Origin of the sequence: uncultured Succinivibrio sp., assembly GCF_902756765.1 — a bacterium.
Lineage (GTDB): Bacteria > Pseudomonadota > Gammaproteobacteria > Enterobacterales > Succinivibrionaceae > Succinivibrio.
Genome location: NZ_CACVSS010000042.1, coordinates 1 through 18,079 on the forward strand (window position 1 = coordinate 1; position 18,079 = coordinate 18,079).

Here is an 18,079-nt window from a genome sequence, read left to right on the forward strand (position 1 = left end):
ACTGCATTCTCATCATGATTGGCTGAGTTTCAGGATCACCAAAACGACAGTTGAATTCAACCACGCGAGGGTTACCGGCCTTATCAATCATAAGACCTGCGTAAAGGAAACCGCGGTAAGGAATTCCATCCTCTGCCATGCCCTTAAGGGTAGGGTAGATAATCTTATCCATTACACGCTTGTAAACTTCATCAGTTACAACTGGAGCAGGGGAGTAAGCACCCATGCCGCCGGTGTTAGGACCGGTGTCACCGTCGCCAACACGCTTGTGGTCCTGGGAGGTTGCCATTGGTAGAGCATTGATGGTGTCAGACATCACAATAAATGATGCTTCTTCACCTTCCATGAACTCTTCAATCACAACACTTGCTGAAGCATCACCAAACTGATGCTCATCCAGCATTGAGTGGACAGCTTCAACTGCCTCTTCCTCTGTCATTGCAACGACCACACCTTTACCTGCAGCAAGACCGTCTGCCTTGATAACAATAGGTGCGCCCATCTTTCTGATGTATTCTTCAGCTTCATCAGCCTTTGTAAATACTTCATAGGCTGCGGTTGGGATATTGTGACGCTTTAAGAAATGCTTGGTGAATGACTTTGAACCTTCAAGCTGAGCCCCAGCCTTTGAAGGTCCGAAAATCTTCAGACCGTTCTTTTCAAATTCATCAACAACACCTTCAACTAAAGGTGCCTCCGGACCAACAATGGTAAGACCGATATTTTCCTTTTTGGCAAATTCAACCAGTCCTTTTATATCGTTAACAGCAATGTTAACGTTCTCCATTTTGTCCTCGGCTGCAGTACCAGGGTTACCTGGTGCTACATATACCTTCTCGGCTAGAGGAGACTTTGCTGCTCTCCATGCAAGAGCGTGCTCTCTTCCACCGTTACCGATAATTAAAACTTTCATGTGCGCTCCGTATTAGTGTCTGAAGTGACTTTCATGTGCGCTCCGTATTAGTGTCTGAAGTGACGCATTCCAGTGAATACCATTGCAATTCCGTGCTCGTCAGCTGCATCGATTACTTCCTGATCACGAATCGAACCGCCTGGCTGAATAATACACTTGATGCCTGATGCTGCTGCAGCGTCTACACCATCGCGGAATGGGAAGAATGCATCTGAAGCAAGTGCTGCACCCTCTAGTGAGAGCTTTGCATCCTCTGCACGCAGACATGCGATTCTGGCTGAGAATACACGACTGGTCTGTCCGCAGCCGATACCCAGTGTCTTTTTGTGATTTGTGTAAACAATAGCATTTGACTTGGTGAACTTACATACCTTCCAGGCAAACAGCAGTTCATCCATTTCCTCATCAGTAGGAGCTCTCTTGGTTACAACCTTCAGATTCTCTTTATTGACAACCTCAAGATCAGCCTCCTGAACCAGCAGACCACCGTTCACTCTCTTGAAGTCGTAGCGTGGTTTTGCCTGTCCAAGCTCGCCGGTTTCTAGAAGACGGATATTCTTCTTGCGGGCAACTTCTGCCTTGGCTTCTTCAGTAACTGAAGGAGCTACGATAACCTCACAGAACTGTCTGTCAACAATTGCCTTGGCAGTTGCACCGTCCAGCTCTTTGTTGAAAGCGATAATTCCGCCGAAAGCTGATTCGCTGTCACAGTTGAAGGCATCCTCGTAGGCTTCGGTTAAATTTTTACCTAAAGCTACGCCGCATGGATTTGCATGTTTTACAATTACGCAGCATGGCTCTTCAAACTGGCGTACACACTCGATTGCTGCATCGGTATCGGCGATGTTGTTGTATGAAAGTTCTTTACCCTGAATCTGTTTTGCTGTTGATATGCCTGCATCATGAGCATCAATGTCAGCATAGAACGCTGCTTTCTGATGTGGGTTTTCACCATAGCGCATGCTCTGCAGCTTGGTGTAGTTCAGATTTAGAGTTCTAGGAAGAGTTGACTGGGTACCGTCTGTAATACCGTAATCAGGAACCTTTGTTCCGAAGTAATTGGCAATTGCACTGTCGTATGCAGCTGTATGCTCGTAAGCTGCAATTGCAAGATCAAAACGGGTTGCCCAGGTTAGAGAGCCGTTGTTCTGATCCATCTCTGATAAAACACGTGCGTAATCAGAAGCTCTTACTACAATTGCAACATCTCTGTTGTTCTTTGCAGCTGCTCGAACCATGGTTGGGCCGCCGATGTCGATATTTTCAATAGCTTTTTCAAGAGGGCAGTTAGGGTCAGAAACAGTTTTTACGAAAGGATAGAGATTTACAACAACTAGATCGATAGGCTTGATATCATGTTCGTTCATTACGTCTTCATCAATTCCTCTGCGACCCAGGATCCCTCCGTGAATCTTTGGATGAAGCGTTTTGACTCTTCCATCCATCATTTCAGGGAATTTGGTGTAATCAGATACCTCTATAACCTTAATTCCTTTTTCTGTCAGCAGCTTTGCGGTTCCGCCTGTGGACAGAATTTCAACATTGCGTTTTTCAAGTTCCTTTGCAAACTCAACAATGCCTTCCTTATCGGAAACACTTATTAAGGCTCTTTTGATTGGACGTAAGAGGGGTTCCATAATTAAGATATGCTCCTATAGATTATGTGAGTGACTTTAATGGAGGGTGGTTACCCTAAAAAGCGCGTATATTGTAGCAAGATATGTGATGAAAATCGCTTAATTTAATGTCATTGCCATATCTTTGTGCAAAAATATTTAATACAATGTTTTTTCAATGTTTTTTTGAGAGAAAGACGGAACTATATAATAGGAAACCTGTTCTTTTGGTTTAATTAAGTTGACTGGGACTTTGGAAATCTTTTGTCTCAGTTGTAACAATTATTTTCTTGCCTAATATTTTTTATAAATTCTTTTTTTTTAATTTTTTTTGCTACCATTTTGTGCATTGAAAATACCGCTATATAAGGCATAAGAGTGCATTTTGTCTACAATTTTTTTTATATTTTTTTTTGAAAAATAATATGAAATCAAAATCTTTATAAATCAAATGGTTATTTTTAGAAAGAAATCTATGATACGGAAATATAAGCCTTTTCAAGTGGTTTGTGAAAAAAAATCTATCTTAATTCTATTCAAAATAGCGTATACTTAGTCCCGCTTTAAGAGGGAATGCCTAGAATTCCGCGTATTAAAGAGATTTGACGGATAATTTTTTATCTAAGAATAGATTTGTCTACAATAATTACTCCAGATAATGGAGCAAATAATTTAAGGAAAATAATAAATATGAACAAGTCTGAGCTTATTGAGCAGATTGCAAAGCGTTCTGGTTTAACTTTAGTTAGTTCACGTAATGCTTTAGATGCATTACTAAGCACTGTTAGCGAAGCTTTAGCTTCAGGCGACCGTGTTCAGTTAGTTGGCTTTGGTACTTTCAAGGTTACCGAGCGTAAGGAGCGTGAAGGTCGTAATCCACAGACTGGTGCAGTTATTAACATTCCTGCAACTAAGACTCCTTCATTCAGCGCAGGCGCAGAGTTAAAGAAGTCAGTAAACAAATAATCTGATCTCGATATCAAAATTATTTCAAGAAGCCCTCAAAAAGAAATAAGAGGGCTTTTTAATATCCCCTCTAATGAGCGTTCACTCAAAAATAATCCAACAAACTTTGCAATTTTGCGTTAATTTTCATTTTTTTGTGGCATTTGATTTTGCCCTGTCTATATAATACTTAGAATAAAACTTAAAACATAACTATATAGATAAACAAAGGAAAGTATCATGGCATTGCATCAGAAAGCAGGAAAAAAAGCAACCTTTGAGGATTTGGACAATATTCCTCGTTTAATGGCAGCATACTACTTGAATGCCCCTGATCTAGACGATCCAGAGCAGCTTGTAAGCTTCGGAACTTCAGGTCACAGAGGAACATCTCTGAATGGTTCATTCACAGAGTCTCACATTATCGCTATTTCTCAGGCTATTGCTGAGTACCGTCAGAAAGAGGGCATCACCGGTCCATTATTCATCGGTATGGATACCCATGCTCTATCTGAGGCAGCTCTTGCAACCGCAGTTGAGGTTCTCGGTGCTAACGGTGTTGAAGTTAGAGTTGAGACCAATCACGGTTATACTCCAACTCCATCAGTTTCTTTCGCAATTCTAAACTACAACAAGGGCCGTACCTCAGGTTTAGCTGACGGTATCGTTATTACTCCTTCACACAATCCTCCATCAAACGGTGGTTTCAAATATAACCCAACAGATGGTGGTCCTGCTGGTACAGAGATTACCTCTGTAATTCAAAACAGAGCAAACGAGATTCTAAAGAACAAGCTTCAGGGCGTTAAGAGAGTTCCTTATACTCAGGCAATCAAACTTCCTAACGTAAAGGAATATGACATGCTGTCTCAGTATGTTGAAGCTTTGGGGGAGATTATTGATATGGATGCAATCTCCCACTCTGGAATCAGAATGGGCGTTGATCCACTTGGTGGTTCTGGTCTTTATTACTGGGATCGCATTGCAGACAGATATAATCTGAATCTTAAGGTTGTAAATTATGCAGTTGATCCAACCTTCTCATTCATGAGCATAGACAGAGACGGCAAGATTCGTATGGACTGCTCAAGCCCATATGCAATGGCAGGTCTGATCAAGATGAAGGATGACTTTGATATTTCATGGGGTAACGATCCTGACTATGATCGTCATGGTATCGTCTGCCATTCAGGTCTGATGAATCCAAATCATTATCTTTCAGCTGCAATCAACTACATCTACACCCACAGAAACATGTGGCCTAAAGATGCAATGATTGGTAAGACCGTAGTATCTTCAAATCTGATGAACAGAGTTGCTGCAGGTCTTGGCAGAAAAGCTTACGAAGTTCCAGTTGGCTTCAAGTGGTTTGTACCTGGTCTGTTTGATAAGTCTCTGGCTTTTGGCTGTGAGGAATCTGCAGGTGCTTCCTTCCTGCGTAAGGATGGCAGCGTATGGACTACCGATAAGGACGGTATTATTGCTTCACTGTTATCTGCTGAGATGCTGGCTGTAACTGAAAAGGATCCTGCTCAGCATTATGAAGAGCTGGTTGCCAAGTATGGCAGACCTTACTATGACCGTGTTGATGCTCCAGCAAATACCGCTCAGAAGGCTGCTCTAAAGAAACTATCTCCATCAGATGTAGAAGCCTCAGAGCTTGCTGGTGAGAAGATTATTGATAAACTGACCTGTGCTCCTGGCAACGGTGCTGCAATCGGCGGTCTGAAGGTCGTAACAGAAAACGGCTGGTTCGCTGCAAGACCATCAGGCACTGAAAACGTTTATAAGATCTATATGGAAAGCTTCAAGGGTGAGGATCACCTAAAGAGAATCGGTAGTGAGGCTGAGCAGATTGTAAGCGCAGCGTTAAAGAAGGCTGGTGTTTAATCTGAATAAGATTTAAATAAAGATTCTCAAAGGCGTCATAGATGATTAGTTTATGGCGCCTTTTTGTTGGTGCGTAATTTGACTTTAAATATACACAGAATTAATGCCTAATCTGTAAAACTTGTGATCTGTGATACAAGATTTTGACTATTTTTCCAAGAATGTGAAACAATAAGATAAAATTCTAAAAATTCATAATAAATAATCAAAGGGATATAAAAAAATGAAGAAGAAGATTTTCCTTGCAATAGGAGCATTTGTTGCGTCTAATCTTTCAGGTTGTGCTGTTGTTGGTTCAATGGTTACAACAAACGACGAATATGTTCAGATTGCGGCCAACAACATTGGTGTAAATGCTGATACCTTAACCTTAAAACAGGAAACATTACACCCAAGTCTTGATTACGTAACCTTCGAATTAAAATCCAAAGACGGTAAACGCTATAAGTGTCAGGTGAATACCGGTGTAAGAGGCTCATCTGATGAGGCTTTATGTCAGGTTAGAACCTCTGAAGGTAAGTGGGAATACGTAGGCAAGTCAATAGAGCTTTCAAAGCAGAAAGAGAAAGCAGACGGCGCAGAAAAATCTGGTGAATCAGAGAAGTCATTTATCACTGTTGGTGATCCAAGATACTCTTTAGAAAAAGAGCATACCCGTGATGCTGAAATGCACAATCCTGCCAATAAGGCCAAGCTAAATACAAGAACATCAGAAAACACTTCAACCTCTGATCCAACTTATGTTGGAGGTACAGAGAATACTGCGGTTCCAACCTTAAGTTCAGAGAAATCTGTAAACAATGTTCCAACTCAGACCAAGAATGGATTATTCAAAGTAAGAGATGAACAGGGCCATTCATATGAGTGTCACTTTGCAAATGTAGGTGAGGTTAAATCAGAAACTCTTTCTGTTTGTACCAAGCTTTACTAGTATATTTTAACTTTCTTTTTGTCTAAAAAAAATTCGGGGTTTAAAACCCCGAAATTTTATGAATTCTAATTTGTACTCTATTTTCCAAGATACTCTGAGACCAGTCTTTCCAGGGTTCCGTCATCATGCCACTTTCTGATGAGAGCATCTATGAATGAGGATAAATCTGAGCCCTGTCTTGTTACTATTCCATATCGCTGAGGAGAAAACTCTTCGTTCAGAAGTTTTAATTTATCATCTGTAAAGGAGCTAAGAATAACTTTGTCGCAGCAGAATGCCTGAACATAATTTCTTTCCATTGCATCTAAAACTGCTTGATTGCTCTCGTAGCTTTCAAATCCAATCTTATCGGTCCACAGTTCAGGCTTGAATGACCATTCATCAAACTGAGCGTCATCTATTAAGCCTTTTGATATCATGTATTTTACAAGCTCTTTTGCTGAGTTTGAGTTCTTGATAATTCCAATTTTTTTTCCGATTAAATCTGCAACAGAATCTAATTTTGAATTTCTATTTACGAGAAGGGTAACATTAGACTCATAATAAGGGGCGGAAATATCGTATCTTAGTTTTCTATCGTCAGAAATTGTATATGTTCCGATCATGCAGTCAGCGTAACCTGAATCAAGAATACTTTCTCTATTGGATGAAGTGATGGTAATAAAAGTAACCTCAACATCCTCGCCAATCTCTTTTGCAATCATATTGGCAATAGTGGGTTCAAGTCCTTTATATTCTCCAGATCTTTCATCCTGCATAGAAAGAAATCTTATATCATTTTTTACTGCAACCTTAAACTCTTCGTAATCTTTTATGGTTTGCAGATGACTTTCTTCAGCAACGGAATGCAAACATAAAGTCAAACCTAGTAAACATGAAAATACAAGTGATACTTTTTTTATAGACATTTTGGTTCCAGAAAAAAAACAAATACCTACCTTTAAGTCTATGCCTCTATCAGACATATGGTAAATATATTTTCTGTGGTTTGTGATTTATTGCAAATGTTGGACTTAAGATTGTTTGTATGATATATCTGTTTGATTAATGAGACGAAAGTCTATGACTTTGGGTAGTCTAATGAGGAGCGAGGAATATGGATAATCGAATAAAAACGGCCTTGACCGTTTTAATCCTGTCATGTGTTATAACCGCGTGTACTTCTGGGGAATTCACTAGTTCAACTATGAAGAACCTAAGAGCCGGTTCTATTGTCCTTTCCGAGAGTATAGAAAAAAACAGGCTTAACGAACTTTTTTCCTATTCTCAGGTCCCAGATGATGTCTGGGCGGAAATGCAGGGCAAGACATATAAGGAAAATCCTTATATAAAGCGTGAAGACTTAAGATATGTTAAGTTTTTGCACCATGATTTTGATGGAAACATCCGAGTTGGTGAGATGATCTGCAATAAGGCAATTGCAAAAGATCTTAGTGAAATATTTTATGAGCTTTACTTAAACAACTACCAGATTGAGCGGGCTGTTCTTCCTGACTACTACGATGCTGATGATGAAAAACAGATGCAGGCAAATAATACTTCAAGCTTCTGCTACAGAGCTGTTTCTGGGACAACAGTTCTTTCCAATCATGCTAAGGGAATGGCTGTTGATTTGAATACTCTCTACAATCCATACTGCAAAGTTAGAAATGATGGCACTCTCTTTGTTCAACCTAAAACTGCTGCTCAGTACTGTGATCGTACCGCTGTATTCGGACATAAAATCGATAAGAATGATCTTGCCTATAAACTCTTCACCAAACATGGTTTTAGCTGGGGAGGTGACTGGAAATCCGTTAAAGACTATCAGCATTTTGAAAAAGAAAAGCGAGACATAAATGAAGAATAATTAGGAAATAAGAAGGGAGGCGATTTGCCTCCCTTTAATGTGAAAATAAAAACGCTAATTAAATAATTAGTGAGTCAGTTCCTGACTCTTATTTCTTCTAGCTTTATGAGAATGTCTTCTTCTAGCCTCAACCTTTGCGAGTCTTCCTGTTAAGGATTCTGATGGTCCATAGATTGGCTCCTGCCCCACAAGATATCTGTTCTCATAGTCATTCACAGCTTTGATTATAAGCTTGTACAGTCCAATAACGGCAATGATGTTTGGAATCACCATCAGCCCATTGAACATGTCAGCAAGCTCCCATACAAGCTCAACTTTCAGCATTGAACCTGTCATCAGGAAACATAGCACGATAACAGAGAAGATATTGATTACTTTATAGCCGAAAAGGTATTTTACGTTCTGTGCGGCAAAGAAATACCAGCCTACGATAGTGGTAAAGGCAGCAAAGAACAGACACACTGCAACGAAGCCTGAACCTGCTTCGCCCATGCCTTTAACGAATGCAGCCTGAGTCAGCATAATACCAGTGGTCTTACCATCCAGAGAACCGGTTACCATAATAACCAGAGCAGTTGCGGTAAGAACAACGAATGTATCAATGAAAAGACCGACAATAGCTGCAAGACCCTGTTCTACAGGATGCTTAACTCTGGCCACAGCATGAGCATGTGGAGTTGAACCCATACCTGCCTCATTAGAGAAGAGTCCTCTTGCAACACCATATCTGATTGCTTCCTTAACGGTTGCTCCGATTACACCACCTGTTGCTGCTGAAGGAGAGAAGGCTCCAACAAAAATTGCTTTGAAGGTTGGAAGAATCTCTGCATAGTTTGTCAGCATGATGTAAATAGCACCAAGAACATATACAGAAGCCATCAGAGGAACTAATTTCTCAGTAAATCCTGCGATACGGCTGATTCCACCGATGAAGATGAAACCTGCAAGCATAATGATAAACAGACCTGTAATCTCGGTAGGAATACCGAAAGCAGAATCAAAGGCAGTAGAAATTGAGTTTGCCTGTACCATTACACCAATAAAGCCTAATGCAATGATGGTTAGAATCGAGAATAGGGCAGCCATTGGCTTGTTACCTAATCCGTGCTTGATGTAGTAAGCAGGACCACCGGTAATTCTTCCCTCTGAATCCTTGGTTCTATACAGCTGACCTAGAATTGCCTCTGAGAAAATGGTTGCCATTCCGAAGAATGCTGCAAGCCACATCCAGAACACAGCACCAGGTCCACCCATAGCCATTGCAGTGGCAACACCAGCAAGATTACCTGTACCCACCTGAGCAGCGATTGCTGTTGCCAGTGACTGGAAAGAGGTCATTCCGTGGTTACCTGCTTTTTCACCGTTAAATGACAGGCCGCCGAATACGTGTTTAAAGGCGCGTCCAAATTGACGGATTTGCACTAAGCGAAGCTGAAAGGTAAAGAAGATACCTGCGCCAACCAGCACTGGAATAAGACACCAAGGACCCCATAGGATAGAGTTGATGTCGACAATTATTTGAGTTAAATAATCCATGTTGATATTAGTCATTAGTTGAAATTAAAAGACACAACCGTGTCATCACCAAGGCCGTATTGTAGCAAAAAACAGTCAATTATTAACGATTTTGGCGATTAGATCACATTCTTGCACCATATCTGTATCTTTTTGGTGAGAAAAATTTTATGTGGCAGATGCTTTTTTTCTCTAGTTTCACCTGGTTATTAAGTTTTAGAAAAAAACGTTATCTCAGATCTCAAAGAAATTTTGTGAGAATAGTTTAAACAATTAAACAACCAGCTTAATTATTCAAATAAAAGTGATATAAAAAAGTAGTCTTTAGTGATGATGTGTATGTGTTATGAATTCTACAAAGAATAAATATCAGAATATAGGCTTTATCCTGTTTTTTTTACTGTTAAACTGCGTTGGAATTATTCTCTCTCATAAGCTGGATCTGCCTCTATGGCTTGATTCTGTCGGAACCATGCTTGGGGTGTATTACTATGGGGTATATGCAGGTGTTCTGTGTGTCCTGGTTAATATTGCTTCTCTATGTTATCTTGATTCCTTTAATGTTGTATCGCCTCTAATCTCAGCATTTTTAATCTATGGAACTTCATTTTTTAAGAATAAGCACCGCTTTGATGTTAACTCCATAATGCTGTTTTCTGCATTTGTTATTTTTTTCTCATTCCTGATCTCTCTATGCATTAACTTCATTGATAATCAGCAGTTGAAAGACAATCTTTGGGCAGATTCTATTATTGCCTTTTGCAGAGATAACAGTATTCGTCTTATTGGTTTACCATTGGCAGCCTTTTATCTTGAATTTTTAGATAAGCTTGTAAGTGTATTTCTTTTCTTTATTTCCGTCCGTTTTATCTTCAGCAGGACTACATGGTTTAAGAATTTCAATAAAGTCGAGGTTATGGGGAGAAGTGGAAGCTCTCTGAAGATAGCTTTAATATTGTTTGCCGGATTTATTGGATTACTTAATTATCCTTCTGATGTGGAGGCATCTGTATTTAAGGTTTTCGCAAGAGAACGCCATCCTCAGACGGATTTTCTGTCATTTTCTGTACAGCAGACGGTTTTTAATCAGAAAAACGGTCTTTTATCCGGTAATGTTACTTCTATAGCTACAACATCTGATGGTTATATCTGGATAGGCACATATGCGGGGCTATTAAAATACGACGGCAATTACTTTCACAGAGATCATGGCTTTGAAATAATTCGCAATATCAAGTGTTTGTACGCTGATGGTGACAGATTATGGGTTGGAACCACTGATCAGGGGGTTTTTTTAGTTGAAGGTGGCAGAGTAGTAAATCAGTTAAGTGAAAAAGATGGTCTCCTATCTGATTATGTTACAGGTATTGCTGTTGACAATAACAACCTCATATACATAACAACACCAAGCGGTATCAATATTCTTAATGCAGAAAGTGGATCATACAAGATTAGTCAGGCATGTAAGGATGGTAATTTTACATCTTTAAGTTATGGTTCAGGGTATATCTTTGCCATAGATTTAAACGGAATTGTCCACTGTTTTAAAAATGGCGAAGAGGCATTAAAGATAAAACCTTCTGAGCATACTTATTTTACCTATGCTCTTTACGCTGAAGATGGTTATCTGTATCTTTCCGATACCTCAAATACTGTAAGCCTCTATGCTTATGACGGGAAGGAATTTTCAAAAACAGCATCTTTTTCCAATGGGAAGATGAAGGGCATTAAGTCTATGTTCTTCAGTTCATTAGGAGAGAATATTAAAACTGTTTTTATCAGTTCTGATTCTGGTATTTTTTTCATTGAAGAATCAGAAATCAACAGAATTGAAACAGAAAACTTCAATGGATCTATAGAGCAGGGAATTAGAGATTTTCAGGGAAATCTTTGGTTTGCGTCAAGCCGTCTTGGTCTTATCAGATTTTATATTTCTCCTGTTGTAATGGTTCCTGCCTTGAAAAATCAGGTGGTCAACTGTATTACCAAATGGAAAGATAATTATATTGTGGGCACTGATGAAGGACTAAAAGCCTTTGTCTCTGATTTTTCAGAGCCTGTGGATTTTGAACTGTCAGATTATTTGGATGGAGTGCGTGTTCGTGATGTCTATGTGGACAGTTCAGGTTATCTGTGGGTTTGTACCCATGGTAGAGGTGTGTTCAGAATAAAGGATGAGATTGAGCATTTCACTGAAGAGAATGGTCTGGCAAGCAATAAGACAAGATCTGTACTTGAAGTGTCTGATTCAAGAGTCATGATCTCAGGCGCTTCTGGTATTTCTTTTTTTGATAATAAACAGGGGTTCCTTGATACAGGGGATATTCTAAAAAAGAAATTAACAGTTCTATGTTCAGCAAAAGGTCCTAATGATGATATTTATCTTGGTACCACTGGCAACGGTATATATGTTCTTAAGGATTACAGGCTTCACCGGATTATAAACAAAAAGGATGGGCTTAATTCTGATACCATTCTTAAGCTTTATCCACTGAAGAATAAAAAGGGAGTAATTGCCGTAACAGGAAATGGTCTGTGCTATATCGATGATGAGTACCAAGTCAAAGAGCTCAAGAATTTCCCTTATTTTAACAATTATGACATTGTAGATCTTGGTAATGATAAGGTTGCGGTAACCGGAAGTAACGGATTGTTTATCGCTGCTTTACAGGATCTTATCAATGACAGTAATAATTATGATACAGAGCATCTGGATGGAAGCTATGGCTTTACTGAGCCTTTGACTTCAAATTCTAGAAACTTTAGGGATGGAAAATCTCTTTTCCTGTGCTCAAATTCTGGAGTTTTCATTCTTGATACACAGAATTATCATCATAAAGCCAAAGACTTCAAACTTAACATTGAAAGCATCAAGGTAGACGGTGTTGAACAGGACCTAAGGGGCACTGACAAAATCGAAATCCCAAGAGCCTCAAAGAAGTTATCAATATCTCCTAATATCTTGAATTTTACTCCTGAGAATCCATATGTAGGTGTATGCCTTGAGGGGGTAGATGAAAGTTATACCTTTAAGAGACAAAAAGATCTTTCCGAGATTAACTACACTAATCTTGCCCCAGGCAACTATGTTTTTAACATGGCCCTGTTTGACTCCAAACGTGAATTAACGTCAGATATTCTAAGGTTTCCTTTTTCAAAGGCTTATGCCTTCTATGACAGTAAACTGTTTATTATTTATTTTGTTCTGGTTTCCTGTCTGATAATTGCTTATTTCACTTTCTTTATTGTGAAACTGTGGATGCAGAAGATCATTGATGAAAAACAGCATCTTCTAGAACTGGCAGAGCAGCAGATTAAAATGGGTGATGAAACCATTATGACCATTGCGCAGGCCTTAGATGCCAGAGATCCAAGAACCAAGAGTCACTCTGTAAGAGTTGCTGATTATTCAGTGATGATTGCCAGAAAACTTGGCTTTAACGAAAAGCAGTGCAGTAACTTGAGGAAAATTGCGCTGCTGCATGATATTGGAAAAATTGGTATTCCAGATCGTATCCTGAATAAGCCATCACGCCTTACTGATGAAGAGTATTCCATAATGAAGTCTCATGTAACTATCGGTGCTGATATTCTTAAGAACTTCAAATCCATTGATAATCTTGCAGACGGAATCAAATACCATCATGAAAGATATGATGGTAAAGGTTATGCTTTAGGTCTAAAGGGAGAAGAAATACCTATTATTGGCAGAATTATATCTGTTGCAGATGCTTTTGATGCTATGTCCGCGAACAGAGTATACAGAAACGGTCTTGATTTAGACCGCATAATCTATGAGCTAAAGAGGGGAATTGGAACTCAGTTTGATCCTAAATGTGCTGAAATCATGCTTGAGCTTATCAGCTCTGGAGCTCTTAATGATTATATATCCGAGGATAAATTTTAAGTCTTTAGCTTAACATGGGGGGTCTACTCCCAAAACAAATCAAGATATTTTGACTAAGCCTGGTGAGAAATGAAAACAGAGTTCTCTTCTAACGAGCGAGACCTTTTTTTTCAGTCCTGCTGAAAGCATCAAGTGGTTAGAGATGGTGCTCGTTATATTGACTTGTCTTTTGCCTCTTCTGCTTTCTCGTCCTGCATCTTTGAGTGGAATTTTTTCTTGAAATAGATGACAGCGATAATAACCGCCAGCAGTCCCAGTGCCAGGAATATTGCTTTCTGTACATCATGAACGTATTCCATCAGAATATCCAGATTATCTGCAAAGAAATAACCAAGATAAATCCATACAGGGACAGAGATCAGAGCTGCAAGACCATCCATCACTATGAAAGTTATGTATGAAATACGATGACTCATACCTGCAACTAGGTAGATAGGGGAACGTAATCCAGGTAGAAATCTTGCTACGAAAAGTAATCCAAGACCGTGTTTTTTGAACTTGCGCTGAATCTGAGAGAACCTCTGTGGACTTACTATTTTTCGGAAGAATTTAAGTCTCTGTACACGGTAACCGAAGATTCGACCTGCAAGAAACATGGTGCTGTCACCTGCAAGCACGCCTGTAAGTCCAATCGCACACATTATATGAGGATTTGCCAGAGCTAGACCGGAAATAACTCCACCGGAAACCAGTGTGATGTCCTCTGGAACTGGTACACCCAGACCGCAGAGAATTAAACATGCAAAAACTGCAATATATCCGTATTCTCCAAAAAATGCGACAAGTGTATCAAGCAACTTAGTTTTCCTCTGTTTATAATGTTTCTTTTGTTATCTGAGCCGTATATATTAGCAGAATATTGTGCAAATGTCGTAACTTTTACACCAGTGCATTCTCAAAACCCAGCTGTCTCCATGCTTCATAGGCAACTACGGCTACTGAGTTTGACAGGTTTAGACATCTGCTGTTTGGGGCCATCGGAATTTTAATTCTGTGTTCCTGTGGCACAACATTGTATACCTCATCAGCAAGGCCTTCCTTTTCACGACCGAAGATAACATAGTCCCCGTCTTCAAATTTAAAATCTACATGAGATAAGTGTGCCTTGGATGTTGATGCTATAAGTCGTTTTGGTTTCTGGGTTTCCATGAAGGTCTGGAAGTTTACATGGACTGTAAGATTGCATAGCTCATGATAATCCAGTCCTGCTCTCATCAGTCGCTCATTATCCAAGTAGAATCCAAGCGGACCTATAAAGTGAAGTTTTGCTCCGCAGTTTACGGCTAAACGTATGATGTTGCCGGCATTGCCTGGCATTTCTGGCTGGTATAGGACAATATTGATCATAAATTTCGTATTTCTTTGTTTAAATTTTTTTGAGGTAATTATACTCAACCAGATTTTTTAATCCATGTTTTTAGAAAAAACGAAAAAAATGCGGATTGTGAGTGAATGCTCTCGCATTCTAATTTTTCTCAAATTGAACGAGTTTACGATAAGTGCTAACATTGTGAAGTTCAAGCATAATACTCAAAAAAACAATAATTTTTAAGATAGACAAATAATCAGTTGCGGAGGCTAAAATGCAGTTTCGCCCATTTAACGGGACGAGTTTTTCTAAACCAGTAGGTATGGTACGTAAGGTTTTATTCGCAATTGCCTGTCTGATAAGCTTTATCTGCATCTGTTCCCTGATTTCATTCAGAAATACGTCCGTGAATGCAATGAATGGAGAACTTTTGACAGATCAGAGTTCATCTCCATTTATTTCTAACTCTCAGGATACTTTCTTCGGAGTTATCTTTGATTATTTTGGAAATGTGACCTACCTGTTTCCTCTGGTTATCATCTATCTTGGTTATAAGCTTTTTATGAAAAAAGTCTCCATAAAGGATGTGGATTTTTTCGTTATCGGAACACTGATTCTAGGATTTAACCTTCTGGTTATCGGCTGCTGTGCTCTTTTCTCTTCTATATCATCCGATGCTCAGATCGGAGCTGGTGGCATTCTAGGTGATTTCTTTACTATTTATCTGCACAGACTTCTACCTTCTCAGATCGCAACCTTTATTCCAATTCTTCTGACTATGATTGGTCTTTTCCTGTTCACTACAAAGTCACCTCTATGGTACTGTGACAAGATTGGTGAGTATGCAGGAGCTCTTTATGACCGAATAACTAATAGGCCTCGTGCAGAGGATGAGAATAAGGAAGAAGAGGATCATAGAACTTCCGGAACCAAATCTGTATTTGATACCGTTAATACACAGAAGGCAACAAACAGTGTAAGTTCTGAAAAGACTCCTGCAAAGCCTCATGTTACTCTAAGCGGTCCTTTTGGAGAGCTATCAAAGATAGAGCCGAACTTTAATACTCAGAATCGCGAACCTACGGTTGCACCAAGATTTGTTCCAAATGATCTTCCTAAATTTGGTCAGTCCAGTCTGAATACAGGCTTTGGTTCATCATCTCCATCAGTTTCCTCATTTGGAGAGGGCAGAGAAAATTCTCTTCGCAAGGAAGGCAGAGCTCGTACTTCAGACCATCGTCTTTCATTCAGATCAAATAGAGCAGAAAGACCTCAGCAGAGAATTGAGCCTCAGTTCGGTCCTATAAGTGCACCTCCATCAGTTCCAAATTATCTGGTGGGATCTGCTCGTTCTGAGGCCTTCACTGAAACAGCATCATCAGCTGTATCATCAGGTTCACAGACAGATGATTCTCCTGCAACTTATATCAGTGGCGCAGCTTACTCATCAAATACAGCAACTGCTCCTGACTACAACCGTTATGCAGATGATTCCTCCTCTCAGTCTGAAGGTTCGTCAACAATTATCAACGGATATTCTCAGCGTAATTCTGTCCAGAGCGATGATTCCTCAAGAGAGCAGGTTCAGAAGACTATTATATCAAGAGTTAGTGTAACTCCTTCAAAGAATCAACCTGTTGGTTCAAATTATGATGATTCATATTCAGCTTCATCAAAAACCGATTTAAATGAGCCTTCTAAGAATTCGACCATTATTTATAAGGCAGGAGCAGATCATCTCCCTCCAACCCAGACAATCGGAAGTCCTTCAAGAAAGTCAGAGGTAAGTACTGTTATTACACGTACAACCACCTCAACTCTGACCTCTAACGTAAACCTGAAGAATTCTTCTAAGAATACTCTTGCAGGAGAATTTTCACAGAAACCTGTTACAGAAGTTAAAAAGCTAGAGGATGAGGAAAAGGCATATGAGAATACCACTACAACCTCATCCATGTTCCCATCTGCAGCTCAGCTTGAAGAGAATGTGATTGATTTTGCCGATCTGACACGTAATGATGTTCCTGTATTAAAGAAAAACGGTATCAAGATTGATTCCTTAAGTTCATCCTTCATCCCTGCTGCTGATAAGAATGACGGAAGACTAAATGTAAATCAGTCATCTCCAATAAAAGAGTCGGATGAGATTTTTGAGAAGTATTCCCGTGGTTCAAGAGGTGTTACCCAGTCAGGAGAGCAGAAACCAGATAATTCCTCTGTAAATACAGCTTCTTTCTCTTCTAAGAACGAGACTTCTCCTGTAAACAGAATGAATGACTATCAGAATGAGGAGAGTGCTCCTGAGCCAAGTTCTTTTGCAGGCATTTCTTCAAGTACTGCAGAAAATTCAGGTAATGAAAAGACCTTGGCTGATGTCAATTCTTCAAGAGTTTCCAGCATCGCCTCTGAACTGATTGATGCCGATTCTGCATCCACTTCAGCTGATGACAGTGTTGAGGAGCCTGTTTCTGAGAATACCTTAATTCAGACCTCAGATAAGATTCCTTTTGATGATATGAGTTCAATCAACGGTACTGTACCTTACGGCATGAAGGTTGAGCCAAAGAGAAATCCTATTACCTCAATGCCAACCGTATCCTATGCAGTAGCCACTGAAACAACTCCAAAGAAGCTTTATGATAACTGGCGTCCAGCTTTGTCATTATTAGCCCGTTCAAACGAGGAAATTTTCAATAATGATGAAGAGATTGAAAACAAGATAAACGTCATCAACAAATTTATGTCGGACTACAGTGCAAAGGCAACTGTTGCTGATTTTGTGAGTGGTCCTGTAATTACTCGTTTTGATATGGCTTTAGAGGCAGGTGTAAAATCAAATTCCATCATGAGTTTGAGCACTGATCTTCAGAGAAGTCTGATGACCAACAAGATCAATATGATTGCAGCTGTGCCTGGAACTCCATATATGGGAATCGAGGTCCCTAATGATAGACGTCAGATGATCACTTTAGGTGATGTTGTTGAGTCTAACGAATTCTTAAATACCTCAGCACTTCTGCCAATGTGTCTTGGAGTGAATACCGTAGGTAATCCTGTGGTTGCAGATCTGACCTCAGCTCCTCATCTTCTTATTGCAGGTACAACCGGTTCTGGTAAGTCTGCTGGCCTGAACTCTATGCTGGTTTCACTGCTGCTTGCAAGATCACCTGCAGAGTTGAGACTTATCATGGTTGATCCTAAGAC

General features: G+C 39.7%; 12 protein-coding genes. 6 read left to right on the plus strand and 6 right to left on the minus strand.

What is annotated here, in order from left to right; all coding sequences use genetic code 11:
* Together purD and purH are read right to left on the minus strand one after the other, a co-directional pair.
* Positions 1-913 (minus strand): phosphoribosylamine--glycine ligase (gene purD / locus QZU45_RS07370; protein ID WP_295353587.1); only part of this gene is annotated, 913 nt, incomplete at its 3' end.
* Between the two features lie 47 nt (positions 914-960).
* On the minus strand, positions 961-2,550 hold the full coding sequence (gene purH, locus QZU45_RS07375; protein WP_295353590.1) for a bifunctional phosphoribosylaminoimidazolecarboxamide formyltransferase/IMP cyclohydrolase: 1,590 nt from the start codon (positions 2,548-2,550) through the stop codon (positions 961-963).
* A 669-nt stretch (positions 2,551-3,219) separates the two neighbouring features.
* On the opposite strand from purH, the gene QZU45_RS07380 reads away from it, so the two are divergent.
* The 3 genes from QZU45_RS07380 to QZU45_RS07390 all read left to right on the plus strand — a co-directional run bounded on the left by QZU45_RS07380 (position 3,220) and on the right by QZU45_RS07390 (position 6,295).
* Complete coding sequence (locus QZU45_RS07380) at positions 3,220-3,495, plus strand: HU family DNA-binding protein (RefSeq protein ID WP_031490801.1); 276 nt, start codon at positions 3,220-3,222, stop codon at positions 3,493-3,495.
* A 219-nt stretch (positions 3,496-3,714) separates the two neighbouring features.
* On the plus strand, positions 3,715-5,364 hold the full coding sequence (gene pgm, locus QZU45_RS07385; protein ID WP_295353593.1) for a phosphoglucomutase (alpha-D-glucose-1,6-bisphosphate-dependent): 1,650 nt from the start codon (positions 3,715-3,717) through the stop codon (positions 5,362-5,364).
* 223 nt (positions 5,365-5,587) lie between these two features.
* Positions 5,588-6,295, plus strand: coding sequence for a hypothetical protein (locus tag QZU45_RS07390; protein WP_295353596.1), 708 nt, complete (start codon positions 5,588-5,590; stop codon positions 6,293-6,295).
* A 77-nt stretch (positions 6,296-6,372) separates the two neighbouring features.
* On the opposite strand, the gene QZU45_RS07395 is transcribed toward QZU45_RS07390, so the two are convergent.
* Positions 6,373-7,203 (minus strand): transporter substrate-binding domain-containing protein, encoded by an 831-nt coding sequence (locus tag QZU45_RS07395; RefSeq protein WP_295353598.1) that lies wholly within the window; start codon positions 7,201-7,203, stop codon positions 6,373-6,375.
* A gap of 188 nt (positions 7,204-7,391) precedes the next feature.
* Here QZU45_RS07395 and QZU45_RS07400 point away from each other — a divergent pair, with 188 nt between their 5' ends.
* Positions 7,392-8,144 carry a M15 family metallopeptidase gene (locus QZU45_RS07400; RefSeq protein ID WP_295353601.1) on the plus strand — a complete coding sequence of 251 codons (753 nt, stop codon included), beginning with the start codon at positions 7,392-7,394 and terminating at the stop codon, positions 8,142-8,144.
* Between the two features lie 66 nt (positions 8,145-8,210).
* Here QZU45_RS07400 and QZU45_RS07405 read toward each other — a convergent pair whose 3' ends face one another.
* Positions 8,211-9,695 carry a sodium:alanine symporter family protein gene (locus QZU45_RS07405; RefSeq protein ID WP_295353604.1) on the minus strand — a complete coding sequence of 495 codons (1,485 nt, stop codon included), beginning with the start codon at positions 9,693-9,695 and terminating at the stop codon, positions 8,211-8,213.
* Between the two features lie 310 nt (positions 9,696-10,005).
* Between QZU45_RS07405 and QZU45_RS07410 the strand changes: the two genes are divergently transcribed.
* Positions 10,006-13,566 (plus strand): HD domain-containing phosphohydrolase, encoded by a 3,561-nt coding sequence (locus QZU45_RS07410; protein ID WP_295353608.1) that lies wholly within the window; start codon positions 10,006-10,008, stop codon positions 13,564-13,566.
* 152 nt (positions 13,567-13,718) lie between these two features.
* Here QZU45_RS07410 and QZU45_RS07415 read toward each other — a convergent pair whose 3' ends face one another.
* Together QZU45_RS07415 and QZU45_RS07420 are read right to left on the minus strand one after the other, a co-directional pair.
* A complete protein-coding gene (locus QZU45_RS07415) occupies positions 13,719-14,363 on the minus strand; it encodes a DedA family protein (protein ID WP_295353611.1) in 645 nt (214 codons plus the stop codon).
* Between the two features lie 82 nt (positions 14,364-14,445).
* Positions 14,446-14,913: a tRNA (cytidine(34)-2'-O)-methyltransferase gene (locus tag QZU45_RS07420; RefSeq protein ID WP_074837864.1), complete on the minus strand. Its 468-nt coding sequence runs from the start codon at positions 14,911-14,913 to the stop codon at positions 14,446-14,448.
* Positions 14,914-15,149: 236 nt separating this feature from the next.
* On the opposite strand from QZU45_RS07420, the gene QZU45_RS07425 reads away from it, so the two are divergent.
* Positions 15,150-18,079 (plus strand): DNA translocase FtsK 4TM domain-containing protein (locus QZU45_RS07425; RefSeq protein ID WP_295353614.1); only part of this gene is annotated, 2,930 nt, incomplete at its 3' end.